The sequence below is a fragment of the Streptomyces sp. NPDC088794 genome (assembly GCF_044750545.1).
Lineage (GTDB): Bacteria > Actinomycetota > Actinomycetes > Streptomycetales > Streptomycetaceae > Streptomyces.
In genome coordinates this window covers 55,300-78,125 of the sequence record NZ_JBIVKB010000002.1, presented here as the reverse complement: position 1 = coordinate 78,125, position 22,826 = coordinate 55,300, and the positions used below count along the sequence as shown (strand labels likewise).

The 22,826-nt window shown below is 72.3% G+C and carries 15 protein-coding genes; 11 read left to right on the top strand and 4 right to left on the bottom strand.

Going from position 1 to position 22,826, the window contains the following annotated elements:
• Positions 1 to 61 precede the first annotated feature (61 nt).
• Positions 62 to 2,818: a lysylphosphatidylglycerol synthase domain-containing protein gene (locus tag ACIP6U_RS04915; protein WP_401713105.1), complete on the bottom strand. Its 2,757-nt coding sequence runs from the start codon at positions 2,816 to 2,818 to the stop codon at positions 62 to 64.
• 186 nt (positions 2,819 to 3,004) lie between these two features.
• Between ACIP6U_RS04915 and ACIP6U_RS04910 the strand changes: the two genes are divergently transcribed.
• The 5 genes from ACIP6U_RS04910 (at position 3,005) to nudC (ending at position 13,282) form a co-directional block, all read left to right on the top strand.
• Positions 3,005 to 3,391, top strand: a complete 387-nt coding sequence (locus ACIP6U_RS04910) for an MGMT family protein (protein ID WP_401713102.1) — start codon at positions 3,005 to 3,007, stop codon at positions 3,389 to 3,391.
• Between the two features lie 266 nt (positions 3,392 to 3,657).
• Positions 3,658 to 7,047, top strand: a complete 3,390-nt coding sequence (locus tag ACIP6U_RS04905; RefSeq protein WP_401713099.1) for an ATP-dependent helicase — start codon at positions 3,658 to 3,660, stop codon at positions 7,045 to 7,047.
• Between the two features lie 138 nt (positions 7,048 to 7,185).
• Positions 7,186 to 10,770: a UvrD-helicase domain-containing protein gene (locus tag ACIP6U_RS04900; RefSeq protein ID WP_401713097.1), complete on the top strand. Its 3,585-nt coding sequence runs from the start codon at positions 7,186 to 7,188 to the stop codon at positions 10,768 to 10,770.
• 10 nt (positions 10,771 to 10,780) lie between these two features.
• On the top strand, positions 10,781 to 12,184 hold the full coding sequence (locus ACIP6U_RS04895; protein WP_401713094.1) for a dipeptidase: 1,404 nt from the start codon (positions 10,781 to 10,783) through the stop codon (positions 12,182 to 12,184).
• A gap of 156 nt (positions 12,185 to 12,340) precedes the next feature.
• Positions 12,341 to 13,282, top strand: a complete 942-nt coding sequence (nudC, locus tag ACIP6U_RS04890) for an NAD(+) diphosphatase (protein ID WP_401713091.1) — start codon at positions 12,341 to 12,343, stop codon at positions 13,280 to 13,282.
• Positions 13,283 to 13,360: 78 nt separating this feature from the next.
• On the opposite strand, the gene ACIP6U_RS04885 is transcribed toward nudC, so the two are convergent.
• Positions 13,361 to 13,603 (bottom strand): mycoredoxin, encoded by a 243-nt coding sequence (locus tag ACIP6U_RS04885; protein ID WP_401713088.1) that lies wholly within the window; start codon positions 13,601 to 13,603, stop codon positions 13,361 to 13,363.
• A gap of 203 nt (positions 13,604 to 13,806) precedes the next feature.
• Here ACIP6U_RS04885 and ACIP6U_RS04880 point away from each other — a divergent pair, with 203 nt between their 5' ends.
• The 4 genes from ACIP6U_RS04880 (at position 13,807) to ACIP6U_RS04865 (ending at position 17,387) form a co-directional block, all read left to right on the top strand.
• Entirely contained in the window at positions 13,807 to 16,008 is a 2,202-nt protein-coding gene (locus ACIP6U_RS04880; protein WP_401713085.1) for an ATP-dependent DNA helicase UvrD2, read from the top strand.
• 165 nt (positions 16,009 to 16,173) lie between these two features.
• Positions 16,174 to 16,512: a hypothetical protein gene (locus tag ACIP6U_RS04875; RefSeq protein ID WP_401713082.1), complete on the top strand. Its 339-nt coding sequence runs from the start codon at positions 16,174 to 16,176 to the stop codon at positions 16,510 to 16,512.
• Positions 16,513 to 16,689: 177 nt separating this feature from the next.
• The gene (locus tag ACIP6U_RS04870; RefSeq protein WP_401713079.1) at positions 16,690 to 17,067 is read left to right on the top strand and encodes a WhiB family transcriptional regulator; all 378 of its coding nucleotides are present in this window, start codon (positions 16,690 to 16,692) and stop codon (positions 17,065 to 17,067) included.
• The gene (locus ACIP6U_RS04865; RefSeq protein ID WP_401713077.1) at positions 17,064 to 17,387 is read left to right on the top strand and encodes a hypothetical protein; all 324 of its coding nucleotides are present in this window, start codon (positions 17,064 to 17,066) and stop codon (positions 17,385 to 17,387) included. The genes ACIP6U_RS04870 and ACIP6U_RS04865 overlap by 4 nt, the downstream gene beginning before the upstream one ends.
• Positions 17,388 to 17,498: 111 nt before the next feature.
• On the opposite strand, the gene ACIP6U_RS04860 is transcribed toward ACIP6U_RS04865, so the two are convergent.
• Together ACIP6U_RS04860 and ACIP6U_RS04855 are read right to left on the bottom strand one after the other, a co-directional pair.
• Complete coding sequence (locus ACIP6U_RS04860) at positions 17,499 to 18,890, bottom strand: ABC1 kinase family protein (RefSeq protein WP_401713074.1); 1,392 nt, start codon at positions 18,888 to 18,890, stop codon at positions 17,499 to 17,501.
• On the bottom strand, positions 18,883 to 20,121 hold the full coding sequence (locus ACIP6U_RS04855; protein WP_401714393.1) for a TOMM precursor leader peptide-binding protein: 1,239 nt from the start codon (positions 20,119 to 20,121) through the stop codon (positions 18,883 to 18,885). The genes ACIP6U_RS04860 and ACIP6U_RS04855 overlap by 8 nt, the downstream gene beginning before the upstream one ends.
• A 307-nt stretch (positions 20,122 to 20,428) precedes the next feature.
• On the opposite strand from ACIP6U_RS04855, the gene ACIP6U_RS04850 reads away from it, so the two are divergent.
• Positions 20,429 to 21,025 carry a M48 family metallopeptidase gene (locus tag ACIP6U_RS04850; protein WP_401713071.1) on the top strand — a complete coding sequence of 199 codons (597 nt, stop codon included), beginning with the start codon at positions 20,429 to 20,431 and terminating at the stop codon, positions 21,023 to 21,025.
• A gap of 123 nt (positions 21,026 to 21,148) precedes the next feature.
• Positions 21,149 to 22,822 (top strand): TerD family protein, encoded by a 1,674-nt coding sequence (locus tag ACIP6U_RS04845; protein ID WP_401713068.1) that lies wholly within the window; start codon positions 21,149 to 21,151, stop codon positions 22,820 to 22,822.
• Positions 22,823 to 22,826: the final 4 nt, after the last annotated feature.

Sequence of the window (22,826 nt, the reverse complement as noted above, 5' to 3'; positions counted from 1 at the left end):
GACGCCGAGTGCGTACGCGAGGTGATGACGACTGCGACGTACGCGCGCGTACGTCCTCGTCCTACAGGGAGCCCTTGCGCGAGAGGTGGTTGAAGGCCAGCCAGCCCGGCAGTACCGGCAGCCACAGCGTCAGCAGCCTGAACAGCAGCACGGAGGGGGCGGCGACCTCCTTGGGGAGGCCGACGGCGATCAGACCGACCGTCAGGGTGGCCTCGACGGCGCCCACACCGCCCGGTGTCGGGGCCGCCGAACCGAGCGCGTTGCCGGCGAGGAAGACGACGGCGACGCTCGCGATGCTGATCGAGGTCCCCTCCTGGCCGAACGCGCGGATCGAGGCGTCCAGACACATCACGAAGCAGGCGGTCAGCAGCAACATGCCGCCGATGCCGGTGATGAGCTTCTGCGGCCGCTGGAGCACGTCCAGCATGCGCGGCACGACACCCGCGAAGAGCGACCGCACGCGCGTGACGACGAATTTGCGCAGGAACGGCACCGAGGTGACCACCAGCACGAGCACCGCGACCGTCAGCAGACCCGCGATGACCGTCCGGGACGGCGACAACGACGGTGTCTTCTCGGTACCGGTCAGATAGCCGAAGGACAGCAGCATCAGGATGTGGCAGCCGAGTCCGAACAGCTGCGAGGCGCCGACGCTCGCCACCGCGAGCCCCGGCCGCACCCCCGCGCGCTGCAGGAAGCGCGTGTTGAGGGCGACACCGCCCACGGCGGCCGGCGCGACGATCTTCACGAACGAGCCGGCGACCTGCGCCCCCACGGTCCGCAGGAACGGCACCCGCTCGGGCACGAACCCCAGCAGCGCCATCGCCGCCGCGAAGTAGCTCGCCGCCGAGAACAGCACGGCCGCCGCGACCCAGCCCCACTCGGCGTTGGCCACGAGCGGACCCAGCTCGATGTGGGTGAGCTGCGTCAGCAGGAAGTACGCGCCGATGGCACCGGCGATGAAACTCATCAGCGTGCGCGGCCGCACCCGCTCCAGGCGGGCCGGCTCCACCGGCGCCTGCGGCCTGATCCGCAGCACCTCGTGCCGGATCAGCGTCAGCAGGTCGTCCTCGCGCGCCTCCTCCAGAGCGTCGTCGATGGCCCGCTTCTCGGCCCGCTGCTCCGCGCGCGCGGCCTTCTTGTCGGGCTTTTCGAGTACGGGCGTGGTGTGGTCGTGCCCGGCCGCGGCGAGGCGGGCCTGCTTGTCCCGGTGGGACGCCTCCAGGACCGCCTCGCGCTCACGCTGGGCCCGCTCCCGGGCCAGCCTGCGCAGGGTCGCGCGTGAGGTCCGGCTGAGCGCGATGGGCTGCAGCATCGGCAGGCAGTCGGCGACCGCGTCCGGGCCGAGCACGCTCACCGCGGAGGCCACCGCGCGCTCGGCGCCCACCCGCAGGCCGAGCGTCACCAGCAGCTGCGAGATGTCCATGCGCAGCAGCAGATCGCCGGCCGCGATCTCTCCGACGCGCAGGTCGGTGAGGATCACCGTGCCGGAACGATCCACCAGGATCGCGTCGCCCACCAGCCTGCGGTGCGCGATCCGCCGGGACTGCAGGGCCTGCACCTGGCGCCAGGTGTCGCGCAGCAGCTCGTCGGTGATCTCCTCGTCCGACATCGAGTCCAGGGTGCGCCCGCCGGTGTGCTCGTAGATGAGCATGACGGCGTCGGGGCCCAGTTCGGAGGTCGCGATCAGCTTGGGCGCGTTGGCGCCGGCCGCGATGGCCGCGTACGCGAGCAGCGCCTCCTGCTCCAGGGCCTGGCGCAGCGACTGGAGGCTGCTGCGGGTGGCGAAGCCGCGCAGGGTCAGGTTGCGCCACGCGCGGTAGAAGAAGCCCTGAGCCTGCTGCTCGCGGTCGACCACCGTCACGTCCAGCGGTGGACCGTCCTCCAGGGTGACGAAGTAGCGGCGGCCGCGGTCGCCGGTCTCGGAGGTCTCCGGCACCTCCTCGCGCGCGGCGCTCACCGGGCGGAAGCCCACGTGCCGCAGCCCCGCCATCAGCGTGCGCCCGGTGGGACGCACGTTGGGCGAGCCGACCGCGTACAGCGTCCCGTAGGCGACGGTCCAGCCGATCAGGACCGTCAGGATGATCGAGAACGGCGTCGTGTACCCGGTGACGAGCATCGAGAAGGCGTCCAGGCACAGCACGATCCACAGCACCGCGCGCCAGCGCGGCCGGCGCGACATGCCGACGGCCGTCATGTAGGCGATGACCGGCGCGAGATAGCCGTGCACCGGGTCCGTGAGGGCGTGGATGTCACCGGGCGAGGGCTGGGTGAGCGCCTCCTGGATGGAGCCGGGGGCGGCCTTGGCGACCCAGAGGTCGGTGGCCAGGGTCACACCGTGCGCGAGCACGGCCGCGAGCACACCGTCGGCGATGCGCAGCCCGTCGCGTTTGATCAGGCGTTCGATCGCGAAGGCGACGGGCACCAGGAGGATCGCGATGCTGGAGGCCAGACCGGCGATCTTGATGAGCAGATCGGGCGCCTGTCCGGTGCCCTTGTTGATGTCCTGTTCGAGACCGGAGGTGGTGCCGTGGGCGAACGCGGCGATCGCGAGGAGCACGGCGACGGCCAGCACGCCCACCAGGAGGCGCATCAGGTCGGAGGGGCGGTGCACGCGCGCGGGGAGCAGCGGTTCGTCGCCCTCGACCTCTTCGCTGTGCACCTCGTCGGCGCAGTCGGCGTCCTCCTGGACGCCTCGGTCGACGTCCTTGGTGGCCGTCTCCTTTGCGGTCGTGTCCTCGCCGTCGGCGGTGTCCGGGCGCGACGAAGCGTCAGAGGTGCTTTCCGCATCCTCCGGGTGCGCACCCTGTTGCTTCATCGTCTCTTCTTGATCTCGTATCACCGGTCACCGCCCGCATGATGGTGGCATGCCCCACCGACACACGGGGGCATCAGGGTGCAAATGCGGGGGCGCACAGTCTGCCCGATGCGCCGCCTGGGGGCGAGGGACACCCACCGTGGCGGGCCCGTCGCATTGTCGGTGGCGTGGTGCAGGATGGGCCGGATGAGCGAGGAGAGCCTGCCGCGGGACGTCCACCCCGAGCCCCCGGACGCGCTGCCGGAGTACGCGGAGCGCGTCCTGGAGGTCACCGAACTGATTCCGCCCGGGCGTGTCATGACGTACGGAGACGTGGCCGAGTGGCTGGAGGAGGGCGGCCCCCGGCAGGTCGGCCGGGTGATGGCCCTCTACGGGAGTGCCGTTCCGTGGTGGCGCGTCATGCGCGCGGACGGCGTCCTGCTGCCGGGCCACGAACTGGAGGCCCTCGGCCACTACCGGTCCGAGGGCACGCCTCTCAAAGAGGCGAGCAGGGCCGCGGAGGGCCATCTGCCGCGCGTCGACATGAGGCGGGCGCGGTGGGACGGCGGCGAGCGCGCGGACGGTCACACCTGACAGCTTCCGGCATACGGCGGCCCCGGGTGCGCCGCGTGATCCGTACGGGGGAACGGGGGCACGTCCGTGGCATGACGTACGTTCGTGGAGCAGGGGGCGCACGTGACCCGCGTGCCGTGAGCGTCTTGTGGGAAGAAGCGGAAGCGCTGCTTCCAGGGAATCCGTCGGCGTAGCGTCGGCTGCACGCGTCCCGCTCACCCCGCGATCACCGCCCTGCACGCGCGGTGGCCCGACAACCAGCACAACCACCAGGACCGGCGAACCACGTGAGCTCCTCTTCCTCCACCAGGCGCCTGGCGCACCCCCAGGTGCGTCAGGGGGACCGTGGCGCTTACCGACTGGTGCGTACCCCACCGGACCGACCGGCTCCCCCTCGTCTGGACGCGCCACAGCGCGCCGTGGTTGACCACCGGGCCGGACCACTGCTGGTCCTCGCCGGACCGGGCACCGGAAAGACGACCACGCTCGTCGAGTCGGTGGCCGCCCGGATCGACCGGGGCGCCGACCCCGGACGCATCCTGGTGCTGACGTTCAGCCGCAAGGCGGCCGTCGAACTGCGCGACCGCATGGCGGCCCGCACCGGAGCCGCCCGCGCCCCCCAGGCGACCACCTTCCACTCGTTCTGCTACGCCCTGGTCCGCGCCCACCAGGACACCGATCTGTTCGTGGAGCCGCTGCGGCTGCTCTCCGGTCCCGAACAGGACGTCGCCGTACGCGAACTGCTCGCCGGGCAGCCCGACCTGGAAGGGCTCGGCCTCGCGCACGTGCGCTGGCCCGACGAACTGCGCCCCTGCCTGACCACCCGCGGCTTCGCCGACGAAGTCCGCGCGGTCCTCGCCCGCAGCCGCGAACTCGGCCTGGACGCGGGCGCCCTGGACGCCTTCGCCCGCCGCATCGGCCGCCCCGACTGGCGCGCCGCCGCCGCCTTCCTCGCCGAGTACCTCGACGTGCTCGACCTCCAAGGCGTGCTCGACTACGCCGAACTGGTCCACCGCGCGGTGCTCCTCGCCCGCCGCCCCGAGGTCGCCGCGCAACTGGCCGCGCGGTACGACACCGTCCTGGTCGACGAGTACCAGGACACCGATCCCGCGCAGGTACGGCTGCTGCACGCCCTGGCCGGCGGCGGCCGCACCCTCGTCGCCTTCGGTGACCCCGACCAGTCGATCTACGCGTTCCGGGGCGCCGACGTGAACGGCATCCTGGAGTTCCCGGACGCCTTCCCGCGCGCGGACGGCCGCCCGGCACCCGTCGAGGTCCTGCGCACATCCCGCCGCTCCGGCGCCGGCCTGCTCACCGCGACCCGACTGCTCACTCAGCGCATGCCGCTGACCCGGCTTCCGGCGGAGAAGGTCCGCGCCCACCGCGAACTCGCCCCGGTCCGGGACGGCGGCCGCGTCGAGGTGTACACGTATCCGACGCCCGGTACGGAGCTCGACAACATCGCCGACATCCTGCGCCGGGCCCACCTGGAAGACGGTGTTCCCTGGGGCGAGATGGCCGTCCTGGTGCGCGCCGGGTCCCGCACGATCCCGACGGTCCGCCGCGCGCTCACCGCGGCCGGCGTCCCCCTGGACATCGACGGCGACGACCTGGCCCTGCGCCACGAACCGGCGGTGGCGCCTTTGCTGACGGCTCTTCGGGCGGTGGCGACGGCGGAGGCGGCGCGTCCCGAAGCGGGGGCGGAGGCGGAGAGGGAGGGGGTCCCCGACGCGGAGGCCGAGCAACCTGGACCTGAGCAGGCCTCCCAGCCAGAACAGCCTCCTGGGCCCGAACAACCCCTCTCATGGCTCGACACCGAGACCGCCCTCTCCCTGCTCGCCTCCCCCCTCGCCGGCATGGACGCCGCCGACCTGCGCCGCCTCGGGCGGGCCCTGCGCGACGAGGAGCGGGCCGCCGGCAACGCGCTGCCGCCGCCGTCGGACGTCCTGCTCGCGCGGGCGCTCGCCGAGCCCGAGCGCCTGGTCGCGCACGACCCCGCGTACGCCCGGGGCGCCCAACGCCTCGGCGCGCTGCTGCGCAAGGCACGTGAGCGCCTGGCGGGCGGCGGCAGCGCCGAGGAGGCGCTGTGGGACCTGTGGGAGGGCACTCCGTGGCCCGCGCGCCTGGAGCGTTCCGCGCGGCGCGGTGGCGCGGCCGGACGCAACGCCGACCGCGACCTCGACGCCGTGTGCGCGCTGTTCGCGACCGCCGCCCGCGCGGAGGAGCGCAGCGGTGGCCGGGGCACCCTCAACTTCCTGGCGGAGATCGACGCAGAGGACATCGCCGCCGACACCCTCACGCGGCGTGCCGTACGCCCCGACGCCGTACGCCTGATGACGGCGCACCGCTCCAAGGGCCTCCAGTGGAGCCTGGTCGTCGTCGCGGGCGTCCAGGAGGGTCTGTGGCCCGACCTGCGCCGCCGGGGCTCCCTCCTGGAGGCCGACCGCATCGGCCGCGACGGACTCGCCGAACCGCTCACCCCGGGCGCCCTGCTCGCCGAGGAACGCCGCCTCTTCTACGTCGCCGCCACACGCGCGCGCGAGCGACTCGTCGTCACCGCGGTGAAGGCACCCGCCGACGACGGCGACCAGCCCTCCCGCTTCCTCACCGAACTCGGCGTCGAGCCCAAGGACGTCACCGGCCGCCCGCGCCGCCCCCTGTCCGTCGCCGCGCTCGTCGCCGAACTGCGCGCCACGACGGTCGACCCGCGCGTCTCGGACACCCTCAGGGAGGCAGCCGCCCACCGGCTGGCCCGCCTCGCCGCGCTCGCCGACGACGACGGCCGCCCGCTCGTCCCGTCGGCCCACCCCTACCGCTGGTGGGGCATGTACGAGCCGACCGAGAGCAAGGTGCCGCTGCGCGACCGCGACCACCCCGTCGTGCTCTCCGGAAGCGCCCTCGACCAACTCGCCAACACTTGCGCCCTGCAGTGGTTCCTGGGCCGCGAGGTGAAGGCCGACGCGCCCGCCACCGTCGCCCAGGGCTTCGGCAACGTCGTGCACGTCCTCGCCGACGAGGTCGCCTCCGGACACACCCCGGCCGACCTCGCCGTCCTCATGGAGCGTCTCGACTCCGTGTGGAACGCCCTCGCCTTCGACGCGCCCTGGAAGTCGGCGCAGGAGAAGGAGAACGCGCGCGTGGCGCTCGAACGCTTCCTGAAGTGGCACGTCATGGACCGCACCGGGCGCACGCCCGTGGCCAGCGAGCACGACTTCGACGTCACCATCGGAGCGGGCGACTACGAGGTGCGCATCCGCGGCCAGATGGACCGCGTCGAGGCGGACGGCGAGGGCCGCGCGTACGTCGTCGACTTCAAGACCGGCAAACAGGCCGTCAGCAAGGCCGAGGTCGTCCACCATCCGCAGCTCGCCGTCTACCAGCTCGCCGTCCGCGAGGGAGCGGTCGACGAGGCCTTCGACGGCGTACGGCCCGAGCCGGGCGGGGCCGAACTCGTGCAGCTGCGCCAGGGCGCCGCCCAGCGCGACGGCGGCGAGACCCTGCCCAAGGTGCAGGCGCAGGAGCCGCTGGAGGGGGAGTGGGTCGGCGACCTCCTCGCCACCGCGGCCGGCAAGGTCCTCGACGAACGGTTCACCCCGACCGCCGGACAGCACTGCTCGCACTGCGCGTTCCGGGCGTCGTGCAGCGCGCAGCCCGAGGGGCGGCACGTGGTGGAGTGAGCGCGCGGCCCGAGGGGGTCCTCGGTGGAGTGGACGCGCCGGTGTGACCCGTCGCACCACACGTGCTGACCAGCATCTCTCCCCGCCCGAGGGGCGATTCGTCCGCCACTGTCAGTGCGCGCCGCTAGCCTCTCCGACATGCCCGCCCGTATCACCGATCCCGATCAGCTCAAGGAGCTCCTCGGCATCCCCTTCACCCCGGAGCAGACGGCCTGCATCGTCGCGCCGCCCGCCCCGCAGGTGATCGTGGCCGGAGCCGGGTCGGGCAAGACGACGGTGATGGCGGCCCGCGTGGTGTGGCTGGTCGGCACCGGTCAGGTCGCGCCCGAGCAGGTCCTCGGGCTCACGTTCACCAACAAGGCCGCGGGCGAACTCGCCGAGCGCGTCCGCAAGGCGCTCATCAAGGCGGGTGTCACCGACCCCGACGTCATCGACCCGGACAACCCGCCCGGCGAGCCGGTGATCTCGACCTACCACGCCTTCGCCGGCCGCCTCCTGACCGACCACGGCCTGCGCATAGGGCTGGAGCCGACCTCGCGCCTGCTCGCCGACGCCACCCGCTTCCAGCTCGCCGCGCGCGTGCTGCGCGAGGCCCCGGGCCCCTATCCGGCACTCACCCGCTCCTTCGCCGACCTGGTCAGCGACCTGCTCGCGCTCGACGCCGAACTCGCCGAACACCTCGTACGACCCGAGGCCCTGCGCGCGTACGACGCCGGGCTGCTGCGGTCCCTGGAGAGCGTCAAACTCACCAACGCCGACCTGCGCAAGGTCCCCGAGGCAGCCGCCGCGCGCCGCGAACTCGCCGACCTGGTGGTCCGTTACCGGGCCGCCAAACGCGAGCGCGACCTGCTCGACTTCGGCGACCAGATCGCCCTGTCCGCGCGGCTCGCGGGGATCCCCGAGGTGGGCCGGCTCCTGCGCGAGGAGTTCCGCGTGGTCCTCCTCGACGAGTACCAGGACACCTCGGTGGCCCAACGCATCCTGTTGGCCGGGCTGTTCGGCGGCGGCACCGGCCACCCGGTGACCGCGGTCGGCGACCCCTGCCAGGCGATCTATGGCTGGCGCGGCGCCTCGGTCGCCAACCTGGACGACTTCCCCGAGCACTTCGCGCACCCCGACGGCCGCCTCGCCACCCGCCAGTCGCTCAGCGAGAACCGCCGCAGCGGCGGCCGCCTCCTCGACCTGGCCAACGGCCTCGCCGAGCCCTTGCGCGCCATGCACGCGGGCGTGGAGGCCCTCCGGCCGGCGCCCGGCGCCGAACGCGACGGGACGGTGCGCTGCGCGCTGCTGCCCACCCACGCCGAGGAGATGGACTGGCTGGCCGACTCGATCGCCCACCTCGTCCGCACCGGCAAGGCGCCCGGCGAGATCGCCGTCCTGTGCCGCACCGCGACCGACTTCGCGCAGATCCAGGGCGCGCTCGTCGCCCGGGACGTGCCCGTCGAGGTGGTCGGCCTGTCCGGGCTGCTGCACCTGCCCGAGATCGCCGACCTCGTCGCCGTCTGCGAAGTGCTCCAGGACCCCGGCGCCAACGCCTCCCTGGTGCGCCTGCTCACCGGCCCCCGCTGGCGCATCGGCCCGCGCGACCTCGCCCTCCTGGGGCGTCGCGCCCGGTTCCTCGTCGCGCACGCACGCGTGGATGCCGGCGACGACCGGGACCGCCGGCTCGCCGAGGCCGTCGAGGGGGTCGACCCGTCCGAGGTGATATCGCTGGCGGACGCCCTGGACACCTTCCTGGAGATGCCGCTCGATGCCGAGCGGGACGACGACGGGCTGCCCTTCTCGCCGGACGCGCGCGTGCGCTTCGCCCGCCTCGCCGCCGAACTGCGCGACCTGCGCCGCTCGCTGGCCGACCCGCTGATGGACGTCCTGCACCGCGTCCTCGCCGTCACCGGCCTGGAGGTGGAGCTGTCGGCGTCCCCGCACGCGCTGGCCGCCCGCCGCCGCGAGACCCTCTCCAACTTCCTAGACGTGGCCGCCTCGTTCGCGGCGGGCGACGGCGAGGCCACCCTGCTCGCCTTCCTCGCCTTCCTGCGCACCGCCGCCCAGTACGAGAAGGGCCTCGACAACGCCCTCCCCGGCGGCGAGAACACCGTCAAGGTGCTCACCGCGCACAAGTCCAAGGGCCTGGAGTGGGACGTCGTGGCCGTCCCGGGCCTGGTCACCGACAGCTTCCCCAGCGCCCGGGGCCGCGAGAAGTGGACCGCCCAGGGCAAGGTGCTCCCGCACGAACTGCGCGGCGACGCCGACACCCTGCCCGACATCGACTCCTGGACCTCCCGGGGCCTGAAGGACTTCCAGGAGTCCATGAAGGAGCACCAGCACACCGAGGAACTCCGGCTCGGCTACGTCACCTTCACGCGCCCCCGCTCCCTGCTCCTCGGCTCCGGCCACTGGTGGGGCCCCAGCCAGAAGAAGCCGCGGGGACCCTCCGCGTTCCTCCAGGACCTCTACGAGCACTGCGCGGCCGGCTTCGGCGAGATCGAGGCCTGGGCCGACGAGCCCGCCGAGGACGAGGAGAACCCGGCCCTGCACCAGGAGGGCGCCGACCAGGTGTGGCCCCTGCCCCTGGACGACGCCTCCCTCGCCCGCCGCCGCGCCGCCGCCGAGACCGTCCTCGCCCACCTGGAGGACCTCGCCTCCCACGAGGACGGCCATCCGGCGGCCACGCACGACCCAGACGACCACGGCGACCCGGACTGGCCGCCACCACCGGACGACGACCCGTACGAGAGCTACGAGGGACCGCCCGACCCGGACGGGGAGGAGTACGGCGCCGAGGACGAGGTCCCCTTCCTCGACGAGGAGCCGACCGACTGGGACGCCCTGTCCCCGGACCGCCCGGCCGTCCCCCACCAGGCGACCGCCCCGGACCGCCGCCAGGCCACGGCCCCCGACCGCGCCGAGCACACACGCGTGCCTCCGGAGCACACCCGCGTCAGCACGGAGCGCTCGCGTGCCACCCCTCGCCGTCCCCGCCTCACCCCCGAAGAGGCCCGTGCCATCGCCTCCTGGGACCGTGACCTCGACGCCCTGACCGGAGAGCTCCTGCGCGCCCGTGAGGCCGTCACCGACGTCACCCTGCCCGCATCCCTCACCGCGTCCCAGGTACTGCGCCTGGCCGCCGACCCGGACGGATTCGCACGGGAACTCGCGCGCCCCATGCCGCGCCCCCCACAACCCGCCGCACGCCGAGGCACCCGGTTCCACGCATGGGTGGAGGCCCGTTTCGAGGCGTTGACGCTGCCCATGCTGGAACCGGACGACCTGCCCGGCAGCGAGGCCGAGATCGCCGACGAACGCGACCTGGAGGCCCTCAAGGACGCCTTCGAACGCACCGAGTACGCCCACCGCACGCCCTACCGCGTGGAGGCCCCCTTCCAGCTGGCCATCGCCGGCCGGGTGGTCCGCGGCCGCATCGACGCCGTCTACAAAGAGGGCGACGGCGAGACGGCGACGTACGAGATCGTCGACTGGAAGACCAATCGCACCCGCTCCGCCGACCCCCTCCAGCTCGCTCTGTACCGGCTGGCCTGGGCCGAGCAGCGGGGCGTACCGCTGGAGTCGGTGGGCGCCGCGTTCCTGTACGTGCGCGGCGGCGACGTCGTACGTCCCGAGGGGCTGCCGGACCGGGCCGCCCTGGAACGGCTGCTGCTGGAGGAGCCGGACGGGCAAGCAAACTGTGAGGAACCGCCCACCGAGGATGTCAGCGCGGGCCGATAGGCTCGTGACCATGAGCCAGACCCCGGACAGCGCCGTCCGTACGTACATCGAGCAGCACAGCGCCGCCTTCCTCGACGAACTCGCGGAGTGGCTGCGCATCCCGTCGGTCTCGGCCCAGCCCGACCACGCGCCCGATGTCCGCAAGAGCGCCGACTGGCTCGCCGCCAAGCTCAAGGAGACCGGCTTCCCGACCACCGAGGTCTGGCAGACGCCGGGCGCTCCCGCCGTCTTCGCCGAGTGGCCCTCCGACCTCCCCGAGGCACCCACGGTCCTCGTCTACGGCCATCACGACGTGCAGCCCGCCGCCCGTGAGGACGGCTGGGACAGCGAGCCCTTCGAGCCCGTGGTCCGGGACAACCGCCTCTACGCGCGCGGGGCGGCCGACGACAAGGGCCAGGTGTACTTCCACGCACTCGGCGTCCGCGCCCACCTCGCCGCCACCGGCCGCACCGCCCCCGCCGTCCACCTCAAGCTCCTGATCGAGGGCGAGGAGGAGTCCGGCTCCCCGCACTTCCGCGCCCTCGTCGAGGAGCACGCGGACCGGCTCGCCGCCGACGCCGTGATCGTGTCCGACACCGGCATGTGGTCCGAGGACACCCCCACGGTGTGCACCGGCATGCGCGGCCTCGCCGAGTGCGAGATCCAGCTGCACGGACCCGACCAGGACATCCACTCCGGCTCCTTCGGCGGCGCCGTGCCCAACCCGGCCACCGCCGTGGCCCGTCTGGTCGCCGCGCTCCACGACGAGCACGCACGCGTGGCGATCCCCGGCTTCTACGACGGCATCGTCGAGCTCACCGACCGCGAGCGCGAACTCTTCGCCGAGCTGCCCTTCGACGAGGCGGAGTGGCTGCGCACCGCCAGGTCGCACGCCACCCACGGCGAGGCCGGCCACACCACCCTGGAGCGCGTCTGGGCCCGTCCCACCGCCGAGGTCAACGGCATCGGAGGCGGCTACCAGGGCCCCGGCAGCAAGACGATCATCCCGTCCTCAGCCATGGTGAAGCTCTCCTTCCGCCTGGTCGCGGGACAGGACCCCGACCAAGTCGAGAAGGCCGTCCGTGCCTGGGCCGCCGCGCACCTGCCCACCGGCATCCGGCACGACATCGTCTTCGGCGCCGCCACGCGCCCGTGCCTGACACCGCTGGACCACCCCGCCCTCCAGTCCGTCGCCCGCGCGATGGGCCGCGCCTTCGAGAAACCCGTCCGCTTCACCCGTGAGGGCGGCTCCGGACCCGCCGCCGACCTCCAGGAGGTCCTCGGCGTGCCCGTGCTCTTCCTGGGCATCTCCGTCCCCTCCGACGGCTGGCACGCACCGAACGAGAAGGTCGAACTGGACCTGCTCCTCAAGGGCGTCGAAACCGCCGCGTACCTGTGGGGCGATCTCGCGGAGACCTGGCGCCGTGCGCCCTGACCACCGCGCACCGTCCGGAGTCACAGCATGCGAGGGGCACACTGGAAGAACCGTCCCGAACCGCTCGATCCCGCCGGACCCGGTCGCCTCCCGCCGTACGTCCCGCCGAACCGCCCGCCGAAACAACCCGTTCCCCTGGGGGAGTTGGAAGCACACGTGACCACCTGGACCGACCACACCGCCGACCGCCCCATCTCGCTCACCGCCCCGAGCGGCATCGACCGCGCCGCCCACCACCGGCTCGACGAGGCCTGGCTCGCGGCGGCATGGAGTCACCCCACAACCCGCTGCTTCGTGGTCTCCGGCGGCCAGGTCCTCATAGACGAGACCCCGGACGGACACACCGAGATCGTCATGACCCCCGCGTTCGAGGCGCCCCTGACCGAGGCACACCGCTACTTCCTGGGCACCGACGAGGACGGCGTCAGCTACTTCGCCCTCCAGAAGGACGCCCTGCCCGGCCGTATCGACCAGTCCGCCCGCGCGGCCGGCCTGCGCGAGGCCGGTCTGCTCCTGTCGCCGCGCGACGCGGGCCTCATGGTGCACGCGGTCGGCCTGGAGAACTGGCAGCGCACCCACCGCTTCTGCTCCCGCTGCGGCGAGCGCACCGCCATCGCGGCGGCCGGCCACATCCGCCGCTGCCCGGCCTGCGGCGCCGAGCACTACCCGCGCACCGACCCCGCCGTGATCATGGCCGTCACGGACGACGAGGACCGCATCCTCCTGGGCCGTCAGGTCCACTGGCCCGAGGGGCGCTTCTCGACCCTCGCCGGCTTCGTCGAGCCCGGCGAGTCCATCGAGCAGGCGGTGCGCCGCGAGGTCTTCGAGGAGGCCGGCATCGCCGTCGGTCAGGTCGAGTACGTCGCCAGCCAGCCCTGGCCGTTCCCCTCCAGCCTCATGCTCGGCTTCATGGCCCACGCCACCTCGACCGAGATCGACGTGGACGGCGAGGAGATCCACGAGGCCCGCTGGTTCTCCCGCGACGAACTGGGCGCGGCCTTCGAGTCCGGCGAGGTGCTCCCGCCGTACGGCATCTCCATCGCGGCCCGCCTGATCGAACTCTGGTACGGCAAGCCGCTGCCGACGAGGAGCGTCTGACCGAACGAAGAAGGCGGCCTCCGAGACACACGTGCGTGTCTCGGAGGCCGCCTTCCTTTGCCACGGCAGCGGGAGCGATCAGACGCCGACCTTCTGCTTGACCTGCGCCAACGAAGGGTTGGTCAGCGTCGATCCGTCCGGGAAAAGAACCGTGGGAACCGTCTGGTTGCCGCCGTTCGCCTTCTCCACGAACAGTGCCGACTCCGGGTCCTGCTCGATGTTGATCTCTTCGTACGCGATGCCCTCGCGGTCCATCTGGCTCTTCAACCGGCGGCAGTAGCCACACCACGTGGTGCTGTACATCGTCACAGTGCCCGGCATGTCTCTCGCACTCCTCAGCTGCTCGGGGATCCGTCCTCGCAGAGAGGGAACGTACTTGAAAGGGCCACCATTCCCACACCCGGTGCGGCGCCGGGCGTGATGCCTGCCGCACCGGCGTGACGCCTGCCGCATTAGTACGACTGCGGGGGTCTCCCTGTGGACAACGGGCTCACCTGTCTCCGGCGACCTGGCAGCATGGCCGTGTGACAGCAGCAACGCACTCCACGCTCTTCCCGCAGGTACCGGATTCGGCCGACGCGGTGCTCGAGGGGCTCGACCCCGAGCAGCGCGAGGTGGCCACCGCCCTGCGCGGTCCGGTGTGCGTGCTGGCAGGCGCCGGCACGGGCAAGACACGGGCGATCACCCACCGCATCGCCTACGGAGTGCGCGCCGGGATCCTGCACCCCTCCAGCGTGCTGGCCGTCACCTTCACCAACCGTGCCGCGGGCGAGATGCGCGGCCGGCTGCGCCAGCTCGGCGCCGCCGGCGTCCAGGCCCGCACCTTCCACTCGGCCGCCCTGCGCCAGCTCCAGTACTTCTGGCCGAAGGCGGTCGGCGGGTCCATGCCCCGGCTCGTCGACCGCAAGATCCAGCTCGTCGCCGACGCGGCGGCCGCCTGCCGCATCCGCCTCGACCGGGGCGAACTGCGGGACGTCACCGCCGAGATCGAATGGTCCAAGGTCACCCAGACCGTCCCCGCCGACTACGCCCTCGCGGCGGTCAAGGCGGGCCGCGACGCGCCCAGGGACCCGGCGGAGATCGCCCAGCTCTACTCGGTCTACGAGGACCTGAAGCGGGACCGTGGCGTCATCGACTTCGAGGACGTCCTGCTGCTGACCGTCGCCGTCCTCCAGGACCGGCACGACATCGCCGAGCAGGTCCGCTCCCAGTACCAGCACTTCGTGGTCGACGAGTACCAGGACGTCAGCCCCCTCCAGCAGCGCCTCCTGGAGCTGTGGCTCGGCGAGCGGGACAACCTGTGCGTCGTCGGCGACGCGAGCCAGACGATCTACTCGTTCACCGGAGCGACCCCCGACCACCTCTTGGACTTCCGCACCCGCCACCCCGGAGCCACCGTCGTCAAGCTCGTCCGCGACTACCGCTCCACACCCCAGGTCGTCCACCTCGCCAACGGTCTCCTCGCCCAGGCCCGCGGCCGGGCCGCCGACCACCGCCTGGAGCTGATCTCCCAGCGCGCGGCCGGCCCCGAGCCCGGCTACACCGAGTACACCGACGAACCCGCCGAGGCCGAGGGCGCCGCCCGTCGCATCCGTGAACTCATGGACGCCGGCGTCCCGGCGAGCGAGATCGCCATCCTGTTCCGGACCAACGCCCAGTCCGAGACGTACGAGCAGGCGCTCGCCGACGCCGGTGTCCCCTACCAACTGCGCGGCGCCGAGCGGTTCTTCGACCGCCCCGAGGTGCGCAAGGCGAGCATCGCCCTGCGCGCGGGAGCCCGCTTCGGCGGCAACGACTCCCTCCTCGACGACGTCGTCGACCTGCCCTCCCAGGTGCGTGCCGTGCTGTCGGGGGAGGGCTGGACGTCCCAGCCCCCGGCCGGCTCCGGCGCCGCCAGAGAGCGCTGGGAGTCGCTGGCCGCACTGGTCAACCTCGCCCAGGACTTCGCCGCCGCCAAACCCGGCGCGAGCCTCGCCGACCTCGTCGCGGAGCTGGACGAGCGGGCCAACGCCCAGCACGCCCCCACCGTGCAGGGCGTCACCCTGGCCTCCCTGCACTCGGCCAAGGGCCTGGAGTGGGACGTCGTCTTCCTGGTCGGCGTCGCCGAGGGCATGATGCCGATCACCTACGCGAAGACCGACGAGCAGATCGAGGAGGAGCGCCGCCTCCTCTATGTCGGCGTCACCCGTGCCCGCGAGCGCCTGCACGTCTCCTGGGCGCTCTCCCGCTCGCCCGGCGGCCGTCCGAGCCGCCGCCCGAGCCGCTTCCTGGACGGACTGCGCCCCGGCTCCACCGGCGCGGCCGGTCGCGCGGCCGCGGGCGGTCCGGGCGGCGTCGAGCGCGGCTTCACCACGAGCAGACCCGCTGCTGCCGTGCCGCGGCGCACCCAGCGCACGCCGGCTCGCTGCCGGGTGTGCGGACGCACGCTCACCGATGCCGGCGAGATGAAACTGATGCGCTGCGAGGACTGTCCGTCCGACATGGACGAGGGCCTCTACGAGCGGTTGCGCGAGTGGCGCGCCGTCCAGGCGCAGCGCAGCGGGCAGCCGGCCTTCTGCGTCTTCACCGACAAGACGTTGATGGCGATCGCCGAGGCCGTCCCGGACGACGACGGCGAGTTGGCACGGATCCCCGGCGTCGGCGTGCGCAAGCTGAACCGCTACGGGGCCGAAGTCCTGGCCATCTGCGCAGGCCAGGAGAGCGGGGAGGACGACGAGGAGGACTGATTCAAACTCGTCGAGAAAATAGTTTGCGCATGCCCCGGCAATCCCCATAGGTTCTTATGCACGGGGACGGAGGCCTTCTCGAAGGCCCCGATTCCGTGCTCTACTTACATATCCGTGGACTGGTTCACCCCAGTCCCCCCGAGACGCCGAGAGGAGGCGAGTCCAGTGATCAGCATCAACAGCAGCTACACCAGCGCCGTCAAAATGACCGATCGCTCGGTCGTCGCCTCCCTGTGCATCCTCGACGCCTCGTTCCAGGGCACCGGTCTGTCCGGCATCCGTGCCGCCCAGCCGGCGTCCTCCGTGTCTCTCGCGGGTCTCCCCGTCCTGGGTCTCCCCGTGAATGAGCGCAATGAGCGACCGACTAAGGCACTGGAAGCAGTAGCGGCAAAGGCGCAGGCCTATGCCTTTACGGCGACCGGTGCCGGAAGCCGGAAGAAGACGACGCAGCACCACCTGATGTGGGCCTTCCGTGGGCCAGAACCCTGGAGTGATCCAGCCTGATCGTCGATCAGGCCGGCGCCTTCAGGGCCGCGGAACCCCACCCGGGATCCGCGGCCCTTCTGTTTGTCCCCGAACGGGGACGACGGAGCGAAGGGGCCTCGGGACAGAAGCAGTACCCGGTACCCAGCCGCCACCCGGTCCAACAGGACCGGAACGACCAGACGAGGAAGACCGACCGTGCATCTCGAAGCGCACGCCCCGTCCGTACCGCCTTCCGAAACGATCTCCCCGCCCGGCCTCACGGAGGACTCCACCTTGACCGCGCTCACTCCGCTCACCGCGCTCACCGCGCTTGACGACGCCATCGAGAACCTCGGCGTACCCGTCCCCTGCCGTTCCTACGACCCGGAGGTCTTCTTCGCCGAGTCGCCGGCCGACGTCGAGTACGCCAAGGCCCTGTGCCGCACCTGCCCGCTGATCGAGGCCTGCCTCGCCGGCGCCAAGGAGCGGCGTGAGCCCTGGGGCGTCTGGGGTGGCGAGCTGTTCGTCCAGGGTGTCGTCGTCGCCCGGAAGCGGCCGCGTGGCCGCCCGCGCAAGAACCCGGTCACGGCATGAACATCGCAGGAACGATCGACCGCCCCGTCACGCACGACCCCAAGAAGCAGGCCCCGATGAAGCCGTCCACCAACGAGCCCACTGCCGGCTCCGCGATCGAAGACACCACCACCGGCGCGACCGACTCGCGCCAGAACAGGACCCGCGAGATGCAACTCATCCCAGAAGCCCTGGCTCGTGCGCATATGCACGACCGACTGCAGGAGGCGGAGAGCGAACGCCGGGCAGTGAGCCTGGCGTCCGCCCGCCGGATGCAGCGCCGGGCCGAGCGCGCCTCGAGGCGTGCCCGCCGTGCGCTGGCCATCGCCGTCATGCAGTAACCGATCACACCTGAAGCAGTGGCCTCCCGATCAGGGAGGCGAAAGCTCCCCGCGGGGGCCGGTCCGTCCGAACGGACCGGCCCCCGCGGTCATGCGGTACAGCCACCGGGATCACGCCTCCGCGGCGGACTCCTCCGTCACGTCCGCCACGTGCTCCGTGTCTTCAACGTCCTCCTGGACGAACCCCGGCAGCCACTCCTCCAGTTCGTCGCGCAGACGGACCGTCGCGCCCAGCTGGCACAGGACGCCGATCGTGCTGAGCGTCACCCGGTGTATCAGCAGGTACGCGGGCGGCAGGTTGAGCTGCTTGCCGAGCTGGTGGGCGGGGGAGCGGGGGTCGGCGACACGGGCCGCCTGGCTGCGCATCCAGCCGCGGGTGAAGGTGAACTCGTCGGCCCGGGCGGGCTCGATGATCGGCGCCAGATAGTCGAGAACGGCGCTCGGGTCCAGCTCTATGGAGTCCTTGACGAAGCCCTCCGCGCGCAGGAGTTCGTAGACCGCCTCCGCGTCTCCGTCGAGCGTCATCCGCAGGGAGTCGCCGATCGGGGTCGGCAGGCCGCCCGGAAGGCGGTCGACCGTGCCGAAGTCCAGGACGCCCAGCCGCCAGTCGTCGTCGCCGGCCGGACCGCCGGGCAGCAGACGGAAGTTGCCGGGGTGCGGGTCGGCGTGCAGGAGGCCGGTGCGGGCCGGGCCGGAGAAGAGGAAGCGGGCCAGCAACTGCCCGGCGCGGTCGCGCTGTTCCGGCGTGCCCTCCGAGATGATCTCCGAGAGCGGGATCCCGTCCATCCACTCAGTGATCAGCACCTGCTCGCACTGGTGGACCACACCGGGCACCACGACGTCCGGGTCGTCCAGGAACTCCTCGGCGTGCGTTTCCTGGGCCTGCGCCTCCAGGCCGTAGTCCAGTTCCTCCGAGACGCGATCCTTCAGCTCCGCGATCAGGGGCTTGATGTCCATGCCCGGGATGAGCGGACCCAGGAGACGGGCGAAGCGGCTGAGCTGGTTGAGGTCGGAGAGAAGGGCCTCGCCGGCTCCGGGGTACTGCACCTTGACCGCGACCTCGCGGCCGTCGTGCCACACCCCGTGATGCACCTGTCCGATCGAGGCCGCCGCCGAGGGCTTCTCCTCGAACTCCAGAAACAGTTCCTGCCAGTCCTTCCCGAGCCGCTCCTCCAGCACCGCGTGCACGGTGCGCGTCGGCATCGGCGGTGCCGCCTCCTGCAGTTTGGTCAGGGCCGCCCGGTAGGGGCCCGCGACCTCCTCGGGGAGCGCCGACTCGAACACGGACAGGGCCTGGCCGAACTTCATCGCGCCGCCCTTGAGCTCACCGAGGACCTTGAACAACTGGTCCGCCGTGCGCTGTTGCAGCTCGCGGCCGACGAGCTCCGCCGACTCACCGACGATCCGCTTGCCCAGTCCCCAGGTCGCCCGCCCGGCGAAGCCGAGTGGCAGCGCGGCCAGCTTGGCAGTACGGGTGACCGCCTTGCGGGGAAGATCAGACATGCGCCCTCCAAGTCCCAGCCGGTCGTGCCGTGTCTGCCTTACGGCGGGACTCCTTCGACGACCGATGCCCCTTCATTGTCTCGTGTGACTGCTCGTCCTTAGGTGTGTGTTCCCCCTTACCTTTCTCCGCACCTGTCTCGGCACCTCTCTCCGCGGCCCCGCACGGGCATGCCGGATGCGCCCAGACCGGTCGCGCATGCCAGTTCAGACCCGGTAGGGACACCTCCCAGCGGGCGCTCGTGCTCGAAGGCCGTCGGCCGTCGAGGAAGGTGAGCGCGTGGGCGGCGGCCAGGCCGGCGACGGTCGTGGCCAGCGTCAGGTCGCAGGGCCGCGCCTGACGCGGTGCCCCGGAGCGCCACTGCGCGACCAGGCGTGGCCAGACCGGGTCCCGGTCGGTGCGCCCCTCGTGCAGACAGCCCGCGCAGCCCGTCTCACCGGGCAGGACCAGGGGGCCCACGACACCGGTCGCCTCCACCACACCGGCGTACAGATGCGGGGTGCCCGCGGCGATCAGCGGTTCGGCCTCGGCGGGGGCGGGCGCGTGCACCGCCACATCGTCGCGCGGGGCGAGGATCACCAGGGAGAAAACGGGGTCGTCGTCCATGCGGGTCGACCGCGGACCCCGGCGCGGCGGGCGGTCCGGCGCGGATCGGCGTGCCGACCGCCGGGCGGCCTCGTCCCTGCGGTCACCGACCGACTCGACGGGCAGTCCGCCCGGGGAGACGTCCCATGGCTCGACCCGGCCCACATCGCGCACGTCCACCTCACCGATCCCGGCACCCGCCAGCAGCGCGGCGATGACCGCACCCACCCGGCCCGCACCCCGAATCTGCACGCGCAGTGACCGGCGGGCGGCGAGGCGGCCCATCGCGTTGCCCGGCTCGGCGGTGAGCAGGGACAGGGAGGCGAGGTCCGGGCGCAGCCGGTCGAGGACGTCCTTCTTGCCGCGCAGGGTGTCCGCGGCCGGGCCGCCTCCCCTCGCGTCGTCCAGCAGACCGGCCCTCGCCAACCCGGCCACCAGCGCGTCGACCTGCCTGTCGGGCAGGTCCGTGCGACGGCCCTCCTCGCGCAGCAGCGGCAGGCCGCGGGTGCCGTTGAGCTGGTCCAGGAAGCTGCCGGTCGCCGTGTCCATCGGCCCCAGGGTCAGCGCGTGGGCCGGAGCCATCCCGAACTGCACGGTGTTGAGATCGCGCCAGGCCCGCCTGAACGCGGGCTTCACCACCGGAACCATCCGATCGTCGATCGGGTCCTCGATGCGACCCGCCCGATTCCTCTGATCCACCTCGTTCATCCGGTCCGTCTGATCCATTCGGTCCATCGACTGCATGGCAAGCCCCCGTCGTACGTCCCCGTGAGCCGGTGGAGCCCGTCCTGCTTCCGCCGGCGAGAGTCAGCATGCCCGGACCGGGCGAGGGGGTGCCGAAAGTTGTCCACAGGGGGTGGATATTCGTCGTACAAATCAAACGCTCGGTGGGGGATCGCCACGGAACCGTCCCGGAGTCGGGACTTCCCACGTGTGCAACGGGTAACGTCGGGGCGTGCCCGCCGACCCACTGCACAGCGCCGGAATGCCACAGCGCAGTACGACGAGCCAGCCGCCGAGCGGCTCGGGGGCGAGCGCGATCGAGGTTCGCAGGAGCGCCCGTCGCCGTAGGACGGTCTCCGCGTACCGCGAGGGCGATCGCACCGTCGTACTGATCCCTGCCCGGATGTCCGAGGCGGAGGAGCAACGCTGGGTCACCGTCATGCTCGACAAGCTCGCCGCACAGGAAAGCAAACGGGTGCTCGGCGACGACGAGCTCGCGGAGCGCGCCGCGCGGCTGTCGGCCCAGTACTTCGAAGGGCGGGCCCGGCCCGCCTCGGTGCGCTGGGTCACCAACCAGAACACGCGCTGGGGCTCGTGCACTCCGGCCGAGGGCAGCATCCGGCTGTCGCACCGGCTGCAGGGCATGCCCGAGTACGTCGTCGACTATGTGCTCCTGCACGAGCTGGCACATTTGCTGGTGCCCGGACACGGGCCGCGTTTCTGGCGGCTCCTGGAGGCCTATCCCCGCACCGAGCGGGCCCGGGGCTACCTCGAAGGGGTGGTCGCCGCCGATCGGCTGCCGCATCCGCCCGGAGCCCGCGGCGACTGACGGCTCCTGGTTGGCGCACATGGGTCTTGTGTACCGGGTCTGTACCGACTTCCTCCGGTGTCGGCGTTTGCCGTTAGCCTGACGCGACGCACTCGCATTCGGGATGGGGGACGGTCGTTACGCATGGCCAGGGAATTCCAACGCGGCCACAAGGCCAAGATCAGTGACCTCACTGCGGGCACCGATCTGTACGTAGGTGTGCAGATCGGCGGCCCCGGGCTGACGTTCGACATCAGCTGCTTCGGTCTGGACGCCGAGGAACGGCTCTCGGACGACCAGTACTTCGTCTTCTTCAACCAGCCGAAGACTCCCGAGGAGTCCATCCAGCTGCTGGGCGCCCAGGCGGGCGACACGGAGTCCTTCCGGGTCACGCTCGACCGGATCCCGGCGAAGATCCACAAGCTGTCGTTCACGGCGACGCTCGACGGCGCCGGACAGATGTCGCAGGTCGCCCCCGGATACCTCCGGATCGTCGCGGGCGGCGAGGAGGTGGCCCGGTACTCCTTCAACGGCACGGAGTTCTCCACAGAGCGTGCCGTGATGCTGGGCGACTTCTACCTGAAGGACGTGTGGCGGTTCGCGGCCGTCGGCCAGGGCTTCGACGGCGGTCTGGACGCGCTGCTGAAGAACTTCGGCGGCGAGGTCGCCGAGGAGGAGGCGCCCGCGGCGCCCGCCCCGCAGCAGCCGCAGACCGGCGCCGCTCCCGGCTTCGCCCCGCCCGCGTTCGGCGCCCCGGCGGCCCCGGCACCCGCGCCGGCTCCGTTCTCGCCCCCGCAGCCCGCACCGCAGGCACAGCCCGCACCGCAGGGCTTCACGCCGCCTCCGGCCCCGGCGCCCGCACCGAACATGCACGGCGCGCCGACCGTCATCGCGCCGATGACCCCGCCCGGCGGCGCCCAGGTGCCGCCGCCCGCCCCGGCCCCCGCGCCCTACGGTCAGCCGCCCGGCCAGAGCGCCCCGCCGCCACCCGGATACGGACAGCCCCAGGCACCGCAGGCGCCGCACGCCCCGGGCCCGCCGCCCGGCTACGGGCAGCCGACCCCGCCTCCGGGTTACGGTCAGCAGCCCCCCGCCTTCGGGCAGGTCCCGGGACAGCCGCAGGCGTACGGAGTTCCCCAGGGCGCTCCGCAGGGCGGTGCCGGTGTGACCGCGGCGCTCCAGCAGTTCAAGGAGACGCCCACCGGTCAGCGCTGGACGCAGCAGAACAAGAAGCTCGTCCGCGTCGACCTCGGCATCGGCGGCCAGCCCGTGCTCGCCCGGCAGGGCAGCATGGTGCTCTACCAGGGCAAGGTCGACTTCAGCTACAAGGGCGCCGGGTTCGCCGGCCGGCTCGTGGGCAACGCGACCGGCCAGGAGATGCAGCTGATGCGCTGTACCGGCCAGGGCCAGGTCTTCCTCGCCGAGGAGGCCACCCACCTGCATCCCGTCGAGCTCCAGGGTGACGCGATCTGCGTCTCCGCCGAGAACGTCCTCGCCTTCGACGAGAGCCTCCAGTACGAGGTCCGCCGGATCGAGGGGCACGGCATCCCCGGGGGCGCGCTGTTCACGATGCAGTTCCAGGGCACCGGCACGATCGTCGTCAAGACGCACGGCACGCCCGTGGTGCTGCCGGTCACGCCGACCACCTTCGCCGACTGCAACGCGGTCGTCGCCTGGTCGGCCGCCGCCCAGGTGATCGTCTCCAGCCAGGTCCGCATGCGCCGCAACGCCTACCCGGGCGACACCGGCGAGAGCGTCAACCTGCAGTTCCGGGCCGCCCCCGGCAACTTCGTCGTCGTCCAGCCCTACGAGGTCTGAGGGA

Excerpts from the sequence above, each read along its gene's own strand:
- ACIP6U_RS04915 (WP_401713105.1), bottom strand. The coding sequence starts at position 2,818 with ATGAAGCAACAGGGTGCGCACCCGGAGGATGCGGAAAGCACCTCTGAC.
- ACIP6U_RS04910 (WP_401713102.1), top strand. The coding sequence starts at position 3,005 with ATGAGCGAGGAGAGCCTGCCGCGGGACGTCCACCCCGAGCCCCCGGAC.
- ACIP6U_RS04900 (WP_401713097.1), top strand. The coding sequence starts at position 7,186 with ATGCCCGCCCGTATCACCGATCCCGATCAGCTCAAGGAGCTCCTCGGC.
- ACIP6U_RS04895 (WP_401713094.1), top strand. The coding sequence starts at position 10,781 with ATGAGCCAGACCCCGGACAGCGCCGTCCGTACGTACATCGAGCAGCAC.
- ACIP6U_RS04885 (WP_401713088.1), bottom strand. The coding sequence starts at position 13,603 with ATGCCGGGCACTGTGACGATGTACAGCACCACGTGGTGTGGCTACTGC.
- ACIP6U_RS04865 (WP_401713077.1), top strand. The coding sequence starts at position 17,064 with ATGAACATCGCAGGAACGATCGACCGCCCCGTCACGCACGACCCCAAG.
- ACIP6U_RS04860 (WP_401713074.1), bottom strand. The coding sequence starts at position 18,890 with ATGTCTGATCTTCCCCGCAAGGCGGTCACCCGTACTGCCAAGCTGGCC.
- ACIP6U_RS04855 (WP_401714393.1), bottom strand. The coding sequence starts at position 20,121 with ATGGTTCCGGTGGTGAAGCCCGCGTTCAGGCGGGCCTGGCGCGATCTC.
- ACIP6U_RS04845 (WP_401713068.1), top strand. The coding sequence starts at position 21,149 with ATGGCCAGGGAATTCCAACGCGGCCACAAGGCCAAGATCAGTGACCTC.